10 protein-coding genes are annotated in these 21,851 nt (G+C 46.2%); 5 read left to right on the top strand and 5 right to left on the bottom strand.

The window, feature by feature from the left end; translation table 11 throughout:
• Window positions 1-198 precede the first annotated feature (198 nt).
• On the bottom strand, window positions 199-2,538 hold the full coding sequence (locus ACSTTG_RS09205) for a beta-galactosidase (RefSeq protein WP_438474792.1): 2,340 nt from the start codon (window positions 2,536-2,538) through the stop codon (window positions 199-201).
• A 425-nt stretch (window positions 2,539-2,963) separates the two neighbouring features.
• Between ACSTTG_RS09205 and ACSTTG_RS09200 the strand changes: the two genes are divergently transcribed.
• Window positions 2,964-3,542, top strand: coding sequence for a hypothetical protein (locus ACSTTG_RS09200; protein WP_438474570.1), 579 nt, complete (start codon window positions 2,964-2,966; stop codon window positions 3,540-3,542).
• Window positions 3,543-3,626: 84 nt separating this feature from the next.
• On the opposite strand, the gene ACSTTG_RS09195 is transcribed toward ACSTTG_RS09200, so the two are convergent.
• The 4 genes from ACSTTG_RS09195 to ACSTTG_RS09180 form a co-directional block, all read right to left on the bottom strand.
• Window positions 3,627-5,210: a sugar porter family MFS transporter gene (locus tag ACSTTG_RS09195; protein ID WP_438458744.1), complete on the bottom strand. Its 1,584-nt coding sequence runs from the start codon at window positions 5,208-5,210 to the stop codon at window positions 3,627-3,629.
• Window positions 5,211-5,541: 331 nt separating this feature from the next.
• Window positions 5,542-6,969, bottom strand: a complete 1,428-nt coding sequence (locus ACSTTG_RS09190) for a sulfatase-like hydrolase/transferase (RefSeq protein WP_438474568.1) — start codon at window positions 6,967-6,969, stop codon at window positions 5,542-5,544.
• A gap of 358 nt (window positions 6,970-7,327) precedes the next feature.
• Entirely contained in the window at window positions 7,328-10,621 is a 3,294-nt protein-coding gene (locus ACSTTG_RS09185; protein ID WP_438474566.1) for an FG-GAP-like repeat-containing protein, read from the bottom strand.
• A gap of 205 nt (window positions 10,622-10,826) precedes the next feature.
• Window positions 10,827-14,117 carry an FG-GAP-like repeat-containing protein gene (locus ACSTTG_RS09180; RefSeq protein ID WP_438474565.1) on the bottom strand — a complete coding sequence of 1,097 codons (3,291 nt, stop codon included), beginning with the start codon at window positions 14,115-14,117 and terminating at the stop codon, window positions 10,827-10,829.
• 778 nt (window positions 14,118-14,895) lie between these two features.
• Between ACSTTG_RS09180 and ACSTTG_RS09175 the strand changes: the two genes are divergently transcribed.
• The 4 genes from ACSTTG_RS09175 to ACSTTG_RS09160 all read left to right on the top strand — a co-directional run bounded on the left by ACSTTG_RS09175 (window position 14,896) and on the right by ACSTTG_RS09160 (window position 21,841).
• Complete coding sequence (locus ACSTTG_RS09175; RefSeq protein WP_438458749.1) at window positions 14,896-15,495, top strand: hypothetical protein; 600 nt, start codon at window positions 14,896-14,898, stop codon at window positions 15,493-15,495.
• Window positions 15,496-15,652: 157 nt separating this feature from the next.
• A complete protein-coding gene (locus ACSTTG_RS09170; RefSeq protein WP_438474564.1) occupies window positions 15,653-18,490 on the top strand; it encodes a beta-galactosidase in 2,838 nt (945 codons plus the stop codon).
• Window positions 18,491-18,550: 60 nt separating this feature from the next.
• On the top strand, window positions 18,551-20,872 hold the full coding sequence (locus ACSTTG_RS09165) for a GlyGly-CTERM sorting domain-containing protein (RefSeq protein WP_438474563.1): 2,322 nt from the start codon (window positions 18,551-18,553) through the stop codon (window positions 20,870-20,872).
• Between the two features lie 99 nt (window positions 20,873-20,971).
• Window positions 20,972-21,841 carry a transporter substrate-binding domain-containing protein gene (locus ACSTTG_RS09160; RefSeq protein WP_438474562.1) on the top strand — a complete coding sequence of 290 codons (870 nt, stop codon included), beginning with the start codon at window positions 20,972-20,974 and terminating at the stop codon, window positions 21,839-21,841.
• The last annotated feature ends 10 nt before the right edge of the window (window positions 21,842-21,851 follow it).

Raw genomic sequence — 21,851 nt, 5'->3', positions numbered from 1 at the left:
ATTTAAATTGCACAACTATAGATAGTGAGTGAAGACGGTAGATGGGCAAGATGAATATGGGTTCGTTATATACATGAAAATGTGTGTTTTTTTGTCACTGCGTCTTGAGCTGTCAGCGATACCACTGACCCTTGGTAGGCACCGAGGTAGAAAAAGGCAGTGAAGAAGCCTGAGAGCTTCCTCACTGCAGGCGATTACCTATTTAAGATCGCCATAACGTTTTTCATACAAGGCGGCGTGGAACTGTTTAGCTGAGTCAACCAGTTCTTGATACGGCGTATCGGTTACGGTCACAAAGCCGTTGTTATAGTTCTCTCCATCCCAAGCACGTCCACTGACTGGCGAGTCTAGGTATTGGAACCAGTGTGCGCCGACAAAGTACGGATTATCGACCACACTTTGCATAAAGTGTTGGAACATATCACCACGCCATTGTTGTGATTCACCACTGATAGGTCCTGGGTGGAACATGCCACTGTCCATCGCACCAAAGGCAAACTCACCAATCATGGTTGGCTTATCGTGTCTGGCTAAGCCACTCCAATCACCTTTTGACTCCAGATCGTAGGCGTATTGGTTATAGGACATCACGTCAACAAACTTGTTGGCTGCATCGGCGGCTTCAGGGGTGAGTCCCCAGAAGGCGAAACGTGAGCCAAGGAAGAGGTGATTTGGCATTACCGCATTGAGTTCGCTGTCCACTACACCAAAGAAGGCCTCGGCGTGCATGGTTAAGAACATCGAGAAATCTTCTTTAATAGTTGATGTGTACTCACCAGTAAAGTTAAAGCCTCGCTCTAGTTCTTGCCAGTTGGCAAATTTCTCGCCCCACGCCTGGTTAAGTAACGCAATGTCAGAATACTTTTCCTTGAGAGCGCTAACAAAGGCTGCCTTAGCGGAGCTTTCGTTGGCATCTAGGTTAAGCGCGCCAAGTGCGAGTAGGTAATGGTCGGCATTCGAGCGGGTGTTACCCCAACTGAGCTCGTTCTCGACGAAGGTACCAATACACCAAGGTGATCCATTGACGTTTTCGGCAATCTCTTGCGCCATAGTGCGCACCGATTGACGGAACTGTGGGTCGAACGGGTCGTGCATCGCGCCCCACACATCGCCGTGGGTTGAGATGCGCTGGTGGTCACCGACAATCCAGCCGTGCGCGGTGTAAGGCACTTTGGTGTTCGAATAGTAGCCATAATCAGACCAGTTACCCACAGAAGTAAAGCCCCAGTCCATCATGCGAGCTAGCACAGATTCGCGCCAAGTTTCCACGGCTTGGTCGAACGAGTCTGGGGCGAATTTACGCTGTAAATTTGCCGCATAAAAAGAGAATACCTCGCCATGATCAAGTGGGCCGGCATGGATCATATGGCTGTACTGGTAAGATTGGGCCAATGAGTCATCATAGTCTGGCAGCCATGAGAACATGTTGTGACGCAACTCTGCTTGAGTGGCCTTATTCCCTTCAATAGTTAGATAAGGCTCAGTGGGTATTTCACTTGGGCGATAATGAGAGGTATCTGGAGATTCGATATCAGTAAAGGCGATACCCGTCGTCGTGTAGGTGTCATTGAGTCGAATATTAGCCAGGCCCGTGGCGAAATAGAGAAATCCTTCTGGGTCAACCAGTGCCCATTTGTCGTTAATCTTTTCCGTTCTGAAATAGCCAGTGGCCTCGACCTTCGGACCTCTTTTCCAGCCACCGAATTTAGAGCGATCATCCATTAGCTTCACGTTTTTGATCAGATCAAGGTCTTGCTTTGCGCGTTCTGTGAGTTGCTCTTCGCTAGTGACTTTTTCCTTCCAAGTTCCCCCCGAGTATTGACCAAATTTGTCTACAACATTTTTAAAGCGAGTGGTGTCAGCTGAAAAGTTAGGCAGCAAAGCGATGCTCGCGATCTCAAGGCTTGATTCATTCTGTGGCGCTGACTGATAAAGACGGAAATTTTCAATAGTGCTTAAATTAAGGTGAGTTTCGCCCCACGCGTAACCAATTTGCTGAGCTTGGCCTTCGCGGCGTGGTGGCATACCGCGCATGCCCTCAGTAAATTGTCTGTCTAGGTTTCGCAGTGTAAAGTAGTACATGCCGTTATCACCAGGTGAGAGCTGCACATATCCAGTCCGGCTATTAATGGCGCCCTGCGGCGTGCGTCCATCGTCAACGCGAATATAGAGCTGAGCCGGTTTTTCTCCGGTATAGGCCATATCGATACCTAGCGTGATATCACCGTGCTCACTCCAATCCCAACCGCCAGGGACAGAGAATACAATGCTAGGGAACTTGCTCTTATTGCCGTAATTGACTTGAAGCACCTTAGCGCCATCTCTCTCCACTAAGGCTACCTCTGAGCCATTATGGCTTTCAATAATATCGAGATTACCTTGATTAAAATCGACAATAGGTGTAACGACTTGGATGGCATTACGGGTACCCGTTTGCTCGTCATTCGCCTGTGATAATTGGCTTTGTGCGAAAACGGTCGGGTGATTCATGCCTAAGAGAATACCTGTCATAACGACAGATAATGCAGATTTATGCATTTTCACGTTTAGCTCCTTGTACGGATAATGATGGTCAATGTCTGCTCTAATTACATGAATATAGATTAACCAATATTAAAAATAATTCTGTGACTTAATACATAAAAGCTATATTAGCAGTTTGCCCTGGGCGGTGAATGTGAGTTTTTAACAGTTTTGATGAGAAGTGTATTGTTTTTAAATTATTGAAAATAATAAATAAAATTATTATTTTATAGTGTCGATCATATAACTGGCCCACGTTGTGGAAAATTTATCTGAATACAGATATATTGGTCAACAGAAAGTTGCTGCAATCATTACAAGGTCGTGGGAAGAGTCACTGAGAATTAACCGATAATTTGCCTCCAAAGGTGAGGTTAACGAATTAGCATGTCTAAATTAAGAGTGCAGTGATATGCCACTAAGTCAAAGATGGAATTGGAATGAAAAAATCAAGGTTAAAGTCGGTATTGCTAATCACTGGAGCGTTGTTTTCAGTGCCAACTGCTTATGCGTGCCCGTTTCATGATCTTGTCACAGATGGATTGACTGATGAGATATCTATTACAATTGGATATTACATTAAACACAATAGAAAGACCGCTGTGCTGGAAGGGAATCTAGCTAACCAACGAATGGCAATGTATCTTTTCAGCATGAGGTTGAGTCAGGTGAATGAGGCTGTTCCAAGCTTTCATTTGCGACAGGCGCTCGATGGGCACTATTCATCATTTGAAGATAGTTCCGGTGTCAAATTGGTTGAGTACAAGTTTGGTGAAGTGCTACCTATATTGATCACAGAAACCGATGTTTTACTGGCACTCGCACAGGGCAAACTGACATGGCAGTTTGCCAAAGAAGAAGGGTTAGTTTCGATTAATGCTGGTGAAGAAGAGCGCAAAGAGTTGGATCGGGTTTTTGGTGTTGCGTTTTCTGAACAAGATAGAGTCGAGAGTCGAGAATCGAGAGTGGGCGTTGCCCGGCGAGGAAGCCCGAGTACACTGTTAGTAAATCGTAACTAACGACTTAGTCAATTTTTCTAGTTCAGCAAAAGAAAAGCAGATACCACAAGGTATCTGCTTTTTTATTTGATCATGAACTGAGGTTTAAGCCTCTGACAGTACTTCTTTTTGCTTTTGTGACTTGTTGGCTAATAGCTCTTCAATTTCTTCGATTGACTTGTCTTTGGTCTCTGGAAGAAGCTTCATAATGAGCAGTAGACCGATGCCACTGAATGCTGCGTAGATTAGGAAGGTATTCGCTGCACCTAGGTTGGCAAGTTGCCATGGGAAGAACTGCTGGATGAAGTAACTGGTGATACTGGTTACGATGGCAGCAGTTGGAATAGCGGCACTACGGATTGAGTTCGGGAAGATCTCAGAGAACAGCACCCACATGATTGGACCAATTGAGATGTGGAATGCCGCGATAAAGCCCAGGATACCGAACAATACTAGGTAAGGATTGACGCTGATGGCTGTTTCAATGATCAAACCTTCGTGTAGGCGGTATTCAGACAGCGGATAAATGGCAGCTAGCGCCTCTTTGAATTCAACATCCGTCAGGTAAGTGATGCCCTTCATTGGCTCAAGTACGCTGACATCTAAGCTGGCTGACAGTGTGACCAAATCCGCTTCTGTTAGAACAAATTGCGCGCTATTGAAGCCGTACCAACAGGTTAGGTGACTGACGAGTGCACAAGCAAGGCCGATTAACAGTAGTGGGCGACGACCTAGCTTATCAATAAAGGCGATAGCGACGAGAGTAAAGACAATACTGGTTAGACCAATGTAGAGTGACTGTTGGAATGCGATATCGCCACTAAAACCAACTTGCTCAAACACGGTTGGTGCATAGAACAAGATCGCGTTCATACCGGTTGCGCCTTGGATGATCGCAATGGCAACACCAATAATCAATGCCGTGCGGTATTTATTAGTAAGCAGTGTTTTAACCTGATTACCAAAGGACAACGCATCAGTGGTCTGGAGTGAGCTCTTGATTTCGTTGAATAGCGGTGTGACTTCCTCTTCTTTGTTGAGGTTTTTCAGAACCGCTTTCGCCTCGTCTTCACGACCCTTAGCGATTAACCAGCGTGGTGATTCTGGAACCGTGCATAGTAGACCAAGCCAAACAAAGGCAGGGATAAGCTCTGAACCTAGCATAGTACGCCAGATACCTGCGCTGGAAAGAAGGTAGATGCTATCGGTTGCGTTGACTACCAAGTAGTAGTTAATAAAGTAGGCCCCGGACAAACCAATTACGATATTAAACTGGTTAGCGGAAACAAGCTTACCGCGCAGACGTGATGGTGCCACTTCCCCAATATACATTGAGGCAAGCGATAGCGAGCTAAACGCAAGACCGCCTAAGAAGCGCGCGGCAACCAACACCTCGAAGTTTGGCGCTAACGCAGAGCCAAGAGCGGACACGACATACAAGGCCGCAATCAGCAGCAGTGTGTTCTTTCTTCCGTAAGCATCAGCAATTTTACCAGCAAAAAGCAGCGCGATAATCGCACCAAGACTCGGTGCACTAACCACAGTACCGATTTGTAGATCGGTGAGCCCAAATTCAACACTAATATAGCGCACCGTACCCGAAATAATGGCGGCATCAAGACCAAAAACGAAACCACCGAACGCAACGATCAACGCATATTTCATCGCGTTTCTTGTTTGTTGTTCCATAACATATACCTTTAAAATAAATTGGTTGATCTATTGTAGGCGGTAACTGGGGTATGTGTTTGCCAGTTGGATCACAATTGGTTCAACTGTTGGCGGTGATATCGATTTTTTATCAACCAATGTGATGTGCGTCGAAAAAGCTGTGCATTATGTGAACAGGGACATGCTGTTTTTGATATCTGTGGTAGAAGGGTTTATTGCCGTGAACATAATTTAGTAAAAATAACCAGGAAGCAAAGCGATGAGTAGCGCAATAGGCTCGGTCTAGGCCCGAAAAAAAACGCCTCTCACTTAGGAGAGGCGTTCAATGGAACCAACTTAATCAAAGAAATTACTGCTCGATTCTGATCGGCATTTCAGCATTTGTCTCTTCAAGCCACCTATCAAGTTTTACCTTCATTGAGTCGGCCACATCCTTATTTCGCTTCGCTAGGTTACGACTTTCCCAAGGGTCTTTTTTAAGGTTGTATAATTCGACCGTATTATCGTCATAATAGCTGATAAGCTTGAAATCCCCCTCAATCATGGCGCTGCTCAAACGGTTTTTTGCATGCCAGGCATAGTTAGGGTAGTGGAAAAATATCGCGTCGCGCTCTAGCTGTTTGTTTTCAGTCAGTACTGATGTTATATCGATACCATCGATATTTTCATACTGTGTGCTATCAACATTGGCGAGCGACAAAAAGGTTGGGAAAAAGTCGACGTTAATTACTCTTTCCTGACTGACAGTGTTACTTGGCACTTTGCCAGGCCAGCGGACAATTAGAGGAACACGAACGCCACCTTCATATGGCCAGCCTTTACCCAGTTTCAAACCACCATTATCACTGACTTTCCAAATACCACCATTATCGGATGTAAAGACAATTAAGGTATCGTTGGTGAGGTTCATCTCATCTACTGCATCTAATACCTTACCCACTGAGGTATCCATCGCTTCTATCATCCCGGCGAATACAGGCATCCCCACTTTTTTACCCTGTTTCTTCCTTAGTTGGTATTTCTCAAGTAACTCTTCAGGCGCCTGCAAAGGAGAGTGCACAAGGTAGTTCCACATGACGGCAAGGAAAGGTTGTGGGCTTTCTTGCCCCATAAAGCTAATCACCTCATTAGCCAAGCGTGTAGGCAGGTACTCTCCCTCTGGGCCGTCAGTGATGTAAGGGTTTTTGTAAGGAGAGTACCATGACAAGGGACCGCCGAAAGGCCCCCCTGCAACGGCAACATCAAAGCCTCGATTCTCTGGTTGGGTTTCAGGAAATTCAGCTTCCCAACCGCCTGGCTTCAAACTATTTAAATGCCATTTACCAAAGAAACCGGTTCTGTAACCGTTGTCGCGTAGGGCTTCGGCAAAAGTCGTTGCTTCGGCGGGTAGGTTGCCCAAAGTCGGCGCGTCGCGAACGACAGCATTCTCAGGCGTATAGTCGTGAGGGGAGATGTGATTAGTAAGACCAAGGCGAGCAGGGTACTGACCGGTAATTGCTCCAGCTCGGGAAGGAGAGCAGACGGGGGCACTCGCATAGGCGTTTCTAAACAGCATTCCTTGCTCAGCGAGCCTATCTAGGTTAGGTGTATCAATATCATGATTTCCATAAACATTGAGGTCTTCCCAGCCGAGATCATCGACCATTATCATCAGTATGTTTGGTTGACTCTGAGTAACATTCCCTGGAGAGAAAGTACTTTGATTTGTTGATAATTGATCTGCCGAACAGGCCGAGAGACAGCCAGCAAGAGCAAGACATAGGGATTTATACTTCATAAAATAACCAACCTATATAACAAATGGAATCTGCCCCTTTTGTAGGGATGAAAAAAATTAATTGTTAGATGAACTCAATATGGTGCACGTTCTAGATTGAAGTGTTTGTGCGCCAAACGGTGAGAAAGACGGCTATGAATCGCTGTGTGGAATTACAATTTAGCGACCAAAACCCATTAGCAAGACCGCGCCTCAACCAACTGAAAGGCAGTCATAGTCAGTACTATTCAAGTGGTGAAGCTGTAAAAATCTTGTGCCATGGTTAAGGGTTAGCAAGGGGAGCCTAACAATTACTCATTCCACTCTTGTGGAGAATAACTAATAGATTAGGCCACCCTAACTTTGTTTGTGTCGACGATTAGCAGCCGTCGTTGGTTTGCCCTTTAGCGGCAATACAGATCGGCTGAACACCAAGCTCAGTGCCTTCACCTCGGTCGTTTTGAACTTTGAGCATTAGGAAATAAAACTCATTGTCTGGCAGGTCACTGGTTGGTACTAGGCCCTGCTCGGCAAAAGCTGGGAGGTCGAGAGCATAGGTTAGGGTGCCCGTCTGGGTTCCTACTGCCTCTTTGATCATATCAAACTGACCCTTTCCTCCGCCCGCATAATCATTGACTAGACTCCAGCCAGGTTTTTGCAGGCGACGCAAGAACACCTGAACGCCTTTAGGGATTGTCGCATTCGAGCCGGCATTATAAGAGAAGGTAATCTCCAATGGCTGGTCAATTGGGTTTGCCTGCTGTTTAAGCTTTGCCATATCAGCCATATTGATGTTAATCGGCTGGAACTCTTCAACATCCAAGCTTAAGCTATCGACGACGTTGTTTGGCTGGTGACTACCGTTTGCAGTAGCCGTGATCTCCACTTGGCCTTCTTTGAACAGCGTCAATTGACCCTCGGGAGAAATCGCGGCGATACTCGCGTCTGAGGTAGACCAGGTGATTGTCTGGTCATCAGGACGCTCACTTGGGTCACTCGATGTCAAAACTGCAGTAAAGTCGACGATATTACCGACATAAACCGGTTCGTTATCGTAATTAATGGCAATGTCTGTGACGTAAATGGGTTCAAAGTCGCCAACAAATACCTCAAATTGCTGAGTGACTGCAGGGTCTAGCGTTGAGGTCAGGGTAATAACCGCGTTGCCGTGAGTTAACGCTTGGATTTGACCTTGCGGGTCGACACTGGCCACCGAAGGAGAGGAAGAGTTGAACTCTACCGAATCTTTCGCATTAAGTGGCGTAAACTCAGTCTCGAGTTGGAATATCTCGCCAGGACGCAGCTTTTTCTCCGTTCGCTGTAAGGCGATTGCAGACGGTTTTGGTGCGAGACCTTGGTCGGTGGTTAGCGTGCTATTGGTTTTCGGCTTAACAAAGGTGACGGTCTCACCATTACGCCAGGTGACGGTTGCTTTATTAACTTTTTCACCTGCAGCCAGACCAAAGTGGGTCAGGTTCATTACGCCTTGTGAGAATGCCTCGCCACGTGAGCCAACTTGGTGAGATGGGGTAGTGCCAGATTCTGTTTCTATCACGACCTTAGCCCCTAGTGGGTCGATATTGGCAAATGGACTGTAGCCCACATCGACGTTGAGGTAGTTGCCTTGAGATTCGGTGATGTTTTTATATAGATACCAGTGACCGGTTTCATTACTGCCATTAAGCAGGTCAACCTGACCATTGCGGTCGAAGTCAAACGCCTGCCCCATGTCACCGTGGCCGGGGTCTGTGATATCATGGGCACCGTGATTGGTCGTGATTTCAAAGGTGCTGTTACCTGTATTGACTAACAAGAGATCGGTGACGCGCTCTTTAACAAAGCCGTAGCGGTAGATAAATAAGTCGTTCCAGCCATTGTTGGTGAAGTCGCCATAAGTGACGCCCCAGTGGTTGCCCCCTTGAGGAATATTCCACTCACGCGAAGCGTCGACAAACTTATCGCCTTGGTTGATTAAGAGAACGTCGTCGACATTGCGGTTATTAGGCTCCCAGTCCATGTTAACAGCGGTGATATTGTCGAGAGTAAAGCCAACCATCCAGTAAACTTTACCGTTTCTGACCCATTCCATCTTCCACTCGCCGTTACCGACGTGACCGATGTAGATACCATTCTCTTCACGCTGCTCAGGCCAACCTTGCGCGTCTTTCGGAGCAATATCCAATGAGTGTGGGCCGTTCTTCATTTGCGGGTGAAGTTGACTTTTTTGGAACCCTTCCGCCCACATCCAGATTTTTTCCTTATTGTTGCCAAGGAAGATAGGGTAGCCGTCATTGTACTGGCGATAGGTTAAGTGAAGATCTTTTAGCGTGATGCTGTCGCCTTTATCGGTAGTCAGCTCGATCAACGTACGACCAGGATTACCATCGTCGCGCATATCTAACTTCTTGGTGACCGGGTTAAAGTCGTAGCTCTTACTGGACATCAGATACTCAGAAAGACCCCGCGATAGGTACAAATCGGGCAGCCCATTATTGGTCAGATCCATATCTGCAGCTGCTTGAACCGCATTTAAGCCTTGCATCTCTTCGGGTAGCCACTCAGACGTGACGTCAGTAAAAGTAAAGTTTCCTTCGTTTTTCCATAAGGTTAGCGGAGAAAATAATACAACATCAGGTAAGCCATCGTTGTCAAAATCGACGATGAGTGAACGCTCACCTGGCGCATATTCGATACCGGGGACACGAACTTGGTTGAACGTACCATCGCCGTTATTTTGGTAAAACAGTTGAATGGGACCGTCATAGTTTGGCGTTGTTGCATTAACTAAGACAAGGTCGAGCCAACCGTTATTGTTGAGATCAATCCATCGTGCGCCACGCCCGCGTGCTGGGGTGTTAATACCAGCGTTGTTCTCAGGTTGAACAAATTCGCCATCACGATTCTCAAATAAAATATAAGAGGTAGGGTTAGTCCCGTTAGCGCCACCCATGGCAAGCATTAGGTCAAGTTGACCATTGTTAGTGTAATCACCAAAGGCGGTGCCATGGTAATCACGCGGATGATCGAAGTATGGCTTTATCGTGACAGACTTACCTTCACTATTAGTAACAAGCTGTGGGGCAATATAGTTATGGTTAGTCAATACGGCATCGTAGAAACCGGTGCCCGCGACGTCGCCTACAGAGGGGCCGCCGTATTTGTAGGTTTGCTCGGTGACTAAACCTATGTCCTCTGATATGTCAGTGAATGTAGGCAATACTAGGTCACCCAGAGGTGTCGTGGTCATTGACTTTACTTTGACGGTGCCCGTACGCACCGACAGCGTCAGCGGAAGTGTTTCTTCTGTCGCTGCCTTGGTGTCTGCAAGATAGCTAACGAATCTCAGCGAATGCTCACCACGAGACGGGATGTCTACGTGGTCAACCAAAATACTTTCTCCCTGCATAATACTAATAGAAGCGAAGGCAGAGTCGATATCAACCACAAGGTCGATGGCTTGAGCCTCCTTGGGTGAGGTAATTTCGACCTCGATATTGACGTCACCACCAACCGCTACCGAGGCTGGCAGGGTAACTGTTGGCAACTCTCGAGGCATGGCTATGCTTGACTCGTGGGAGTTTGTTCCGCCACTACAACCTAGCGTGGTTGCAACAACAAGGGCGAGCAGACTCATTGCTGCATTTCTAGTCGAAATGGTATCTTCAACACGCATAGTAAATCCTTTATTTGCACATTTGTTGTGGCGATCATAAAGGTTATCAACCAAATGCGCCATAGGTTGATATGTCTGGTTGTGATGAAGGTAACTATCGGTGTCCAATCAACTGAGTGACTCACCAAAAAACCAAACAAATGATGTAAAAAAGCCTCTCTGTTAAAAGAGAGGCTTCATATTTCGAGTGAAATCGATAAATGAATTAGCAGCCGCTATTTTGACCCGGAGCGGCGATACAGATTGGTTGAACACCAACCTCAGTACCCTCGCCTCGGTCATTTTGCATTTTTAGCATCAGGAAGTAGAACTCGTTCTCTGGTAGCTCGCTGGTTGGGACAAGACCTTCTTGAACATAGTCTGGCAGGTTTAATGCGTAGGTCAGGGTACCAGAGCCTGTACCTACCGCTTCTTTGACGATGTCGAACTGACCGTTCTTTCCGCCAGTGTAGTCATTGACGAGTCCCCAGCTTGGCTTTTGTAGTCTGCGCAAGAAGACTTGAACACCATTTGGAATCACAGCATTAGAGCCAGCGTTGTAGTTAAACGTCACTTCCATTGGCTGGTCAATCGGGTTGGCTTGCTTCTTAAGCTTTGCGTCATCGGCTAAGCTAATCGAGATTGCTTGGAACTCTTCGACATCGAAGCTCAAAGTATCAATCACTTTGCCCGGTTTTTGGCTACCATTGGCAGTTACCGTGATATTGACCTTACCTTCAGCCAGCATGGTTAGCTGACCATCTTGGGAGATACTTGCCACGCTCGGGTTTGAGCTTGACCAAGTAATCGACTGGTCATCAGGCTTTTCACTTGGGTCACTTGAGGTAAGTACCGCACTCAAATCCACCATATTACCGACGTAAACTGGCTCATTATCGTAATCGATCTTAATCTCAGACACATACACTGGCGCAAAATCACCCACTAGTACCTTGATTTGTTGCTCAACGTTTGAATCGATGCTCGAGCTGACAGTGATCACAGCTTCGCCATGGGCTAGAGCGCGAATGTTACCTTGCTTATCAACATTGGCAACCGAAGGATTAGCCGAAGTAAATACCACGTCATTCTTCGCGTTAAGCGGCGCAAACGTAGTCTCTAGGTTAAACTTCTCACCGACGCGCAGTTTTTTCTCTGCGCGTTCGAGTGTGATTGCCGTTGGTGCTGGCGCGATACCTTGCGCGGTTTTAAGCGTGCTGTTAGCGCCCGGTTTAACGAAGGTGACGGTTTCACCGTTTCGCCATGTTACCGTTGCTTTTTCAACCTTTTCTGACGGCGCTAGACCAAAGTGAGTCAGGTTCATCACACCTTGAGAGAAAGACTCACCGCGTGAGCCAACTTGATGCGATGGTGTTTTGCCAGAGGCTGTCTCAATGACGACTTTAGCGCCAAGTGGGTCAACGTTAGCAAATGGGCTGTAGCCGACATCGATGTTGAGGAAGTTGCCTTGCTCAGCGGTGATGTTCTTATACATGTACCAATGACCAGTTTCATTACTGCCATTAAGCAGGTCGACTTGTCCGTTACGGTCAAAGTCAAACGCTTGTCCCATATCGCCGTGACCAGGGTCTGCGATGTCGTGCGCGCCATGCGCGGTTGTGGTCTCGAAGTAGCCTTTGCCGGTGTTAACCAACAGCAGATCTCTCACGCGCTCTTTAACAAAACCGTAGCGGTGGATAAACAGATCATTCCAGCCGTTGTTGTTAAAGTCGCCATAGGTCACACCCCAGTGGTTACCGCCTTTAGGAATGTTCCACTCGTCAGAAGCGTCAACAAACTTATCACCTTTGTTCACCAACAAGAAGTCATCGACGTTACGGTTGTTCGGCTCCCAGTCCATAGCGACATTGGAAATGTTTTCAAGCGTGAATCCAACCATCCAGTAAACCGCCTGATTACGGATCCACTCCATTTTCCATTCGCCATTACCAACGTGGCCAATATAGATACCGTTTTCTTTACGTTCTTCTGGCCAGCCCTGCGCATCTTTTGGTGAGATATCAAGCGAGTGTGGTCCATCTTTCATTTTCGGATGAAGTTGGCTCTTCTGGAAACCCTCAGCCCACATCCAAACTTTGTCTTTTTTGTCACCCAAGAAGATTGGGTAGCCATCGTTGTATTGACGATAGGTCAGTTCAAGATCTTTTAACGTGATGGTACTGCCTGGCTCGGTAGTCAAGTCAACTAAGGTGCGCCCCGGGTTACCTTCGTCACGCATGTCGAACTGTTTAGTCACAGGGTTGAAGTCGTAGCTCTTACGTGACATGAGGTACTCTTCAAGACCACGTGAAAGATAAAGATCTGGTAACCCGTTGTTGTTCAAATCCATATCCGCAGCAGCTTGGATAGACGTTAAACCTTGAATTTCCTCTGGTAGCCATTCAGAAGTGACATCAGTAAAGGTAAAGTTTCCGTTATTTTTCCACAGTGTCAGAGGCGAGAATAGCAGAACGTCTGGTAAACCATCGTTATCAAAATCAAAAATCAGTGGGCGTTGACCTTGGGCATACTCGATGCCCGGAACGCGAACTTGATCAAAGGTGCCGTCACCATTGTTTTGATAAAACAGCTGAGTTGGGCCATCATAATTTGGTGTCTTAGCATTTACTAACAGCAAATCCAGCCAGCCATTGTTGTTTAGGTCAATCCAACGTGGAGAGCGGCCGCGGGCTGGAGTATTAATCCCGGCATTATTCTCTGGTTGAACAAATTTGCCATCGCGGTTTTCAAACAAAATATAAGAGGTTGGATTGGTACCGTTAGCACCACCCATCGCGAGCATCAAATCAAGTTGACCATTATTGGTGTAATCGCCGAAAGCGGTACCATGATAGTCCAATGGGTAAGGGAAGTAGGGCTCTACAGTGACTGATTTACCCTCACTGTTGGTAACAAGCTGCGGAGCAATATAGTTGTGGTTATTCAAAACCGCATCATAAAAGCCATTGCCAGCGACGTCTCCGACAGATGGGCCACCGTATTTATAGGTCTGTTCTGTCACTAAGCCAATATCATCTGAAATGTCCTTAAATTTCGGCAGAACCAGGTCACCCAATGGTGTTGCGGTCACTGATTTAACTTCAACCGCGCCAGTGCGAACCGATAGAGTTAAAGGCTGCTTTTCATTACTCTCGCTCTCAGTCAGATCGAGGTTACTAACAAAACGCAATAAATGTTCGCCGCTAGAGGGGATATCGACATGGTCGATTAGTACAGTATCACCCTGCAAGATACTAATAGATGCAAAGGCTGACTCGGTATCAACTATTAAGTCGAAGGCCTGCGCCTCATTAGGTGAAACAATCGCTAATTCGATATTGACATCATTACCGACTTCAACCGTTGTCGGTAGCGTGACCGTTGGTAATTGACGTGGGGCTTTAACGCCTAAATCAGTTGAGCTAGCAGCGCCACTGCAACCAAGCGTAACGGCAATGGTCAGCGCTAATACGCCGAGCGCCGCGGGTTTGGTTGAAACTTTATCTTCAACAGGCATGGTTAATCCTTTATTTGCACATTTGTTGCCCAGATCATAAATCTTATCAACCAAACACACCATGGGTTGATTGCTATGGATGTGACGAAGGTAACAATTGTCGCCCAATTATGTGATATTGATTAACCAATGTGTAGATGGAGAGAAAAAATAAATGAAAGTAAATCTGGCCTACGCAATAAAAAAGGTAGTGAAATGATGATGGTAACGTTTAATAAATGTAGTTAAATTGATGAATTTATTAACGGTATCGTCGGTATCATACTGAGAAATTTGCACTTGGTCACAAAATAGTTCGTACAGTCTATGCCAAATGTCTCATAGTGGTTATTAAAAATCAGTAAACAATGTGTTGACTCAAATGGCATTAAAGAAAAACCCTTTATATCAATGCTTTAAATTAAATTGAGTCAATTGGCTAGTTCACTAGTAGCCCTGCAATCAAAGTGTTTTGTCATACAAAATTGAACTGTTTTTGCCAATAAAATGCGCTTTAGTTCAAATATTTTTGACGAAAAACTCACTTGAAAGAGGAAATGTAACCCACGTCACGTTAAATTGGACAACCAGAGGTTAGGATTGTTGCCAGATATCAATGATTGGTTAAACAGTAACGTCAGGAATTGATATCGATGAGGTTTACAAGGAATTCAAGAAACAGTCTATGAGCTGGTTCTGAGCTGAAAAATTTATAACAACGATACAGAGACCATCTCTGTAACCAATATCATCGCCTTATTGGGCTGTGAATATGATCTAATTTGATAGGAAGAAACTCATGAAAACGATGAACACTAAGGTCGCTATCCTACTTTCAACTGCTTTGTTTGCTACTTACGGTTGTCAATCAACGTCGGCTTCAAAAACTCAAGCTGCACCTAAAGCAGTTGCGGCTGCGCCAGCAGCTAAAGCAGACCCAAGCAACCCACTAACAGCGCCACAGCTAAACCTGGCGAAAGTGGTTGAGGAAAAAGGCACGTCTTTGACGCTTGAGTTCCCAGCGGTTTCTGATGCTGATAAAGGCAAGATTTGGCCAAGTGCTCAGTTCCGCGCACAAGGTGGTCCATGGGATTGGTCGGACAAAGAAAGCTTTATTGTTGACGTCACTAACCCAATGGATCAAACCGCGCACTTTATCCTAAAAGTTTACGATAACCAGCACGGTGGTCAGGCTACAGCAATCAGCCACAAGGTTGAAGTACCAGCGGGTCAGACTCGTCCAGTTGAGATGCGCTTAGATAAAGATGCAGCCAAAATGGGCGGCTACTGGGGTGGTGAAAACATTAACCTTCAGAAAATCTCAATGTTCTCTGTTTACGTTCAAGGTCCAGTGCCTAAGCAAACAATCACTCTAGATAACTTCGAGCTACTAGACTAAACGCTCGCAAAGACTATAAATGGGCCACTAAAGGTGGCCCATTCAATAGCAAATCAATCTGACGAATAGATTCTTTTTACACTTGCCTTCGCATTGGGCGGTGTCTGTTCGCCACCAATAATTGAGTGGCTTTTCTCAATTTGATAGGAAAATATCAATGCAAACTACCAAGACTAAAGTAGCCGTTGTTCTGTCAACGCTGTTAGTTGCTGCTTATGGTTGTAAATCTACGGCGAATGCCGATGCGCAATCACAGCCGGCCACAGCCGTTGCAGTCGCAACACCAGACGTTAATTTAGATACCTTCTTCGCTTCGGCTCAATCTCAGCATGCTAAAAACAAAATGGTTTCTGGCACGGGCGTAACGGTGGGTGATCAGGCGCTACAGATTGATTTTGATGCGGTTTCTGACCTTGATAAATACAAAATCTGGCCTTCAACAAAGTTCTCTCCACAAGAAACAAATTGGAACTGGAACGCAAAAGGCAGCCTTAAGTTGGATGTGACTAACCCATCTGACAAGGCGGCTAATATCGTATTTAAAATAGCGGATGATCTCGGCAAGATGGGAACCGAGAGCAACCAGCTAAGCTACGCGGTCTACGTACCAGCGGGCGAAACGCAAGAAGTTGAAATGCTGTTTAACGGCGGCGTGCGTAAGCTCGATGGTTACTGGGGCGGTGAAAGCATCAACCTGCGTAAAATCCAACAGTTCGAGATTTTTGTTCAAGGTCCCGCGGACGCTCAAACCGTTATCGTTGATAACCTACAGCTTGTAAATGCGACGGGCGACTTCATCTCGGCAGAAGAGCGCATAGTTTCGGTCGGTGAAGTGCCAACAGTGAAATCGATCACTAACTTTGAAGCGGGCGAAGAGACATTCGTTAAATCAACGCGTGGCTCTAAAGCCAAAGTAGTGAAGACAAAAGATGGTAAAGGACTCGAGGTTAAATTCTCCTCTTCTAACGCTTACCCGAACGTTATGTTCTCACCAAAGACGCCTTGGAACTGGTCTGATGTGGGTGACTTTAACCTAGCATTCGATATTGAAAACCCAAGTGATGAAGCGGTTCAGCTCTACATCCGTGTTGACCAACACGCTGACGCTGACGGCGCAAAGGGCAGTATCTCTAGCTACACTATGCTACGCCCTGAAAACAAGAGCACTTACTACTTGGCACTGAGCCAGTCTGAAGGGCATGTGGTTTCAGGTATGCGTAGTGAGCCACCAAAGCTGGCTTACGACGCGCAAGCAATCAGCCGTGGCTGGGGTGAGAAGAGCCTCGATACTTCAAGTATTTACAGCATCCAGCTCTACTTGCAAAACCCAACCAAAGACGCTGAGATCATCGTTGACTCAATCCGTCTTGTACCAGACCTAGACGCCGATATGACGCGCTACAGCAATATCGTCGACAAATTCGGTCAGTTCACAGGTGATGATTGGGTAGAGAAAATCCATTCAGAAGAGCAGCTTAAAGCGGCAGGTCAAAAAGAGCTGGCGAATCTAGGTAACGCTCAGCAGATGGATGACCGCTGTAAGTTCGGTGGCTGGAAAAACGGCCCACGCCTAGATGCAACCGGTTACTTCCGCACTGAGAAGCTCGATGGTAAATGGACGCTGGTTGACCCAGAGGGCTGCCTATTCTTTATCACCGGTCTTGATAACATCCGTATGGGTGATACCAACACCATCACGGGTATGGACTACGAAAACTACTGGCAAAAAGATGGCTACCATGTAGCGTCTGAGCTGCGTAACTCAATGTTTGAGTGGTTGCCAGAGAAAGACGATCCACTGGCTGTAAACTACGGCTATGCTGGCCGCGTTCACTCGGGTACGTTAAAGAAAGGCGAAGTATTTAGCTTCTACCGCGCCAACCTAATGCGTAAATACGACACGGACCAAGATGAAGCGATGCAGATCTGGAAAGATGTGACGCTCGATCGTATGGTCGATTGGGGCTTTACTACGCTAGGTAACTGGATTGACCCAATGTTCTTTGGCAGTGAGCGAGTAGCTTACCAGATCCACGGCTGGATCAATGGCGATCACAAACGCATCAGCACTGGTAACGACTACTGGGGCCCAATCCATGACCCGTTTGACCCTGAGTTTGTCAACAGTGTTAGCGCGATGGCGGATCACCTGGTTGAGCGCGTGAAAGACGATGACCCATGGCTAGTCGGCGTGTTCGTCGATAACGAAATCAGCTGGGGTAACGTACACAACGAAGCAAACCACTACGGTCTGGTTGTAAACGCACTAGCTTACGATGCGAATGAAAGCCCAGCTAAGCGCGCCTTCACTGACCATTTGCAAGCGAAGTACAAAAACATTGCCGCGCTGAACAAAGCATGGGGCAGCAATGTGGCGAATTGGGCCGAGTTCGAGAAGTCATTTGACTACCGTTCAGCACTGACTGCTGGTATGAAAGTCGACTACTCAGAGATGCTAGAAATGCTGTCTGATAAGTACTTCTCAATTGTTCGCGCTGGTGTGAAGAACGTACTGCCAAATCACCTTTACCTAGGTGCGCGCTTTGCAGACTGGGGTGTAACACCTGAGATTGCTCGCGGAGCAGCGCCACACGTTGACGTGATGAGCTACAACCTGTACGCCAATGACATCAATGACAGCAAGAAAGCGCACTGGAAAGACCTACTGCCTGAACTGGATAAGCCAAGCATGATTGGTGAGTTCCACTTCGGTGCCACCGATACGGGTCTGTTCCACGGCGGTATCATCACGGTGTCTAACCAGTCTGAGCGCTCAGAGATGTACGTTCGCTACATGAACAGCATCGTCGAGAACCCATACTTCGTCGGCGCCCACTGGTTCCAGTACCTAGATTCTCCAGCAACTGGACGTGCTTGGGATGGCGAGAACTACAACATCGGCTTTATCACTATTGCAGATGAGCCATACGTCGAGCTAATTGATACAGCGAAGCAGTTTAACGCTGACTTATATCCAAAACGTTTTGCAAATTAACTAGTCACGGTGGCTAGACGTGAATAGCCACCGTCATTTCTTAATCTTAAGGAAAAGTACATGAAGACATTTAAATATACCCTACTAGCGGCGGCTATTGGGGTGAGCTTTGGGGCTCATGCGGTAGAAACACTGATTGAAGACTACGATGGGTTTCCAGTAACCGACCCGGTAACGCCAATTGATAAAGGCACAGCGCTTGAAAACTACCCCAGCGCAGATTGGAGTTCGGTAGGGGAGAGGTCTTGGAAGGTAATCTCACGCGAAACATTTGACAATGGTGGTACTGACCATAATAAGTGGGGAGATGGCGCCTCAACCTATAATTTTGCGTACTGGGATTGGTCCGATCAAAAAGTAGTCAGACTTGACGTTCAAAACGCGACGGGTGTACCGCAGCAAGTCACTTTAAAGGTAATGTCAAGTGAAAAATACTCGAAAGAATACGTAGTTCAGAAAGGTTATTCATTGAATGCGTCTTTAGACAAACAAACTATCGAAGTTCATTTGGAGGATCACAAAGCTGAAGATTCGTTGTTCAATCCAGAAGAAGTTCACGCAGTACAAGTAGTTGTCGGTGGATATAACCTTGATCCCGGCACGTTCTATTTTGACAACTTGCGTGTTGATGACTTAGAAGACGATGGCGGCGATAACGGTACTGAACCAGGCACAGAAATCTTAGTTGACGACTTTGAAGGTTATGCAGGTACCGATAATGAACTGTTTGACAACTCATGGGGTGGTGCGAAAAACACAGTTGTTGACCATCCGATTGCAAGTGAAGACGGTAAAGCTTGGCATATCGAATATAGCGCTGACGGTGATCAGAAGTACGTAATCTACAGACTTGATCAATTGGGTAAAGATGGTGACTGGAGTAACTTCAGTACGTTAGAGCTAGATGTTGTTAATACTTCAGAAAAACCGATGCAACTTCTTGCTCGACTTGAGTCCACGGCGAGCGATGTTTGGGATCAGACTTACTACTATAGCCCTGCATATATTGACATTACAGCAGAAACTGGGGTGCAAACATTTAAGATCGATCTAGATGCGGATCACCCGAATCGCGGAGAGAACTTCACTAAATCTTCGGTTGATAGAATACGTTTTGTACTCACTGTATCGAGCGGGAACTATGAGCCTATCTATATTGATAGTATCCGCGCTAACAACTCAATTGGTGAAGCTCCAGATGATGGCGAAGACGTCAAACTTGTTGACTTCAGCAAATTCCCTGGCGGTATCCCAGACGATCGTTTCGTTGACAACGCTTGGGAGACGTATGATTACGCGCAACACAATCGCACTAACTCCTCTTACTCTTCAAACGATGATGGGTACTCTTGGGAAATAGATTACGAGGAAGGCCTAACGAAGTTCTTCCAACTGGGCAGCCTAGAGACAAAGGATTTTTCAGAGTTCAAAACATTTGAGGTCGATGTTCTTAACGAGACAGGCGAGACAGTCAATGCATTGGTGCGTTTAGTCACTGGTGAAGATTGGAACAAGTTCTCTATCTATAAGAAAGAGATAGCATCGAATGATGAAGGCAACTTCGAAACGCTCGCATTCGAGTTTATGTCAGAAGACTTCATGGAGTCTGGCTTTGACCCAGCGGATATTAAGACCGTTCAGTTTACTCTTGCTAATCCGATGGATAAAGACGTTACGCTCTACTGGGATAACTTGCGTATCTCTAACCGTGATGGGGATACTGGTGATACGGATGGCCCAGGTGAGCCAGGTGATGGCGAAGAACAAATCGTTCAAGACTTCGAATCCATGAATGTAGGTGCTGATATTTTCTGGGAGTCACCTCTCCATAACGAAGTTGTCTACCTAGAGGATGAGGATACCAAAGCCGGAGAAATCATCTTCAATGGGAAGAATCAAAGTGGACAATGGGGCGCTAACATTGACATGGTCAAAGCAGCCAAAGTATTTAAGATCGATGTAAAGAATACTTCCGCTAGCTCTCACTGGGTTAAATTTGAGATAGCTGCTGCCGCATCAACTGTTGGCGATGATGGTAAAAATAATTGCTGGAGCCCAGAGTGTAATTCAATTTCATCTAAGAACATTCCTAATGATGGCAAGTGGCATACGATTGAATTTGAAATTGCACAAGGTGCCGGAACCTCATTTAAACAAGATAAAATAACTGGTTTCAAAATTAGTACACCAAATGCCTACTCAGCAGACCCAGCCACTATTTACATTAACAACCTACGCGTAGGTGGCGAACTAGAAGGTGATGGAGATCACGGTGACAATGTAATCAACACCATCCCTGAGTACAAGGACGAAGGTGGTAGCTTTGGTATCTTCAGCTTCCTGCTGATGCCTCTAGTGGCGCTATTCCGTCGCAGAAAATAAGCAACAACCTGTGAGTGCCTCAAGGGGCACTCCATTTTTTTATCAATTGTAGAGCAGCGTTGTCGCTGCTCTATTCATTAACACTAAGTGGCTTGCAGTATGATAAAAAAAAGCACAATAACAGCGGTGTTAAATTTAGGTCTAATTTTAACTCTCTTTTCCTCATTCAACGCTCAAGCAACCGATATTCGCACGCCGATGGTCTTTCCTGGCCGCGATGGCTTAGTGCTTGATATCGTAAAACTGGCACTGAACAAAAGTAGTGTCACGCCAACGTTCATTCCCGCTGAGGAGTATTTAACAGATGCTCGCGTAGTTGAAGAGACACGCACTGGCAATATTGATCTCATCTGGGCCGGCGCGTCGTCTGAGCTACAAAACCAACTTAGAGCAATTAAGATTCCGATTTTTAAAGGCTTATCTGGATATCGCACCTTTGTGATTGAGGAAAGTACTCAGAATCAATTCAATCATATCCAAACCTTAGCTCAGTTAAATCAACGCAAAGCCGGATTAGGTCGCTTTTGGAGTGACACCAAGATCCTTGAAGCGGCGGGTATGGAAGTGATCCAGCCAGTTAAAGCTGAAAGCCTGTTCCATATGGTTGACGGTGGCCGCTTTGACTATATCCCACTTGCTGTGCACGAATCGCAAGGGGTGGTGGACATGCAGAACAACAACAACGTCAACCTTGTCGTAGAAGAAAACCTGCTGCTGGTTTATCCCTCTGCGATGTATCTCTATGTCTCTAAAGACAACGAACGCTTATATAACAATTTAAATCATGGCTTAGAGCAAGCGATTGCCGATGGTAGCTTTGATGAGCTGTTTTATAACTCAGAACTTATTACTCGCACGTTTGCCACTAGTAATATCCACGAACGGGTAGCGATCCATATTGATAATCCATTTTTACCTCACGATGTGCCATTAGAACGCGAAGAGTTGTGGCTTGATATCAACCGCTAGAGATAGGAAC

This window comes from Vibrio glycogenivorans, from assembly GCF_051660965.1.
Classification (GTDB): Bacteria; Pseudomonadota; Gammaproteobacteria; order Enterobacterales; family Vibrionaceae; genus Vibrio.
Note: the sequence above shows the minus strand (reverse complement) of the source record. Positions and strands in the feature narration are given on the sequence as shown.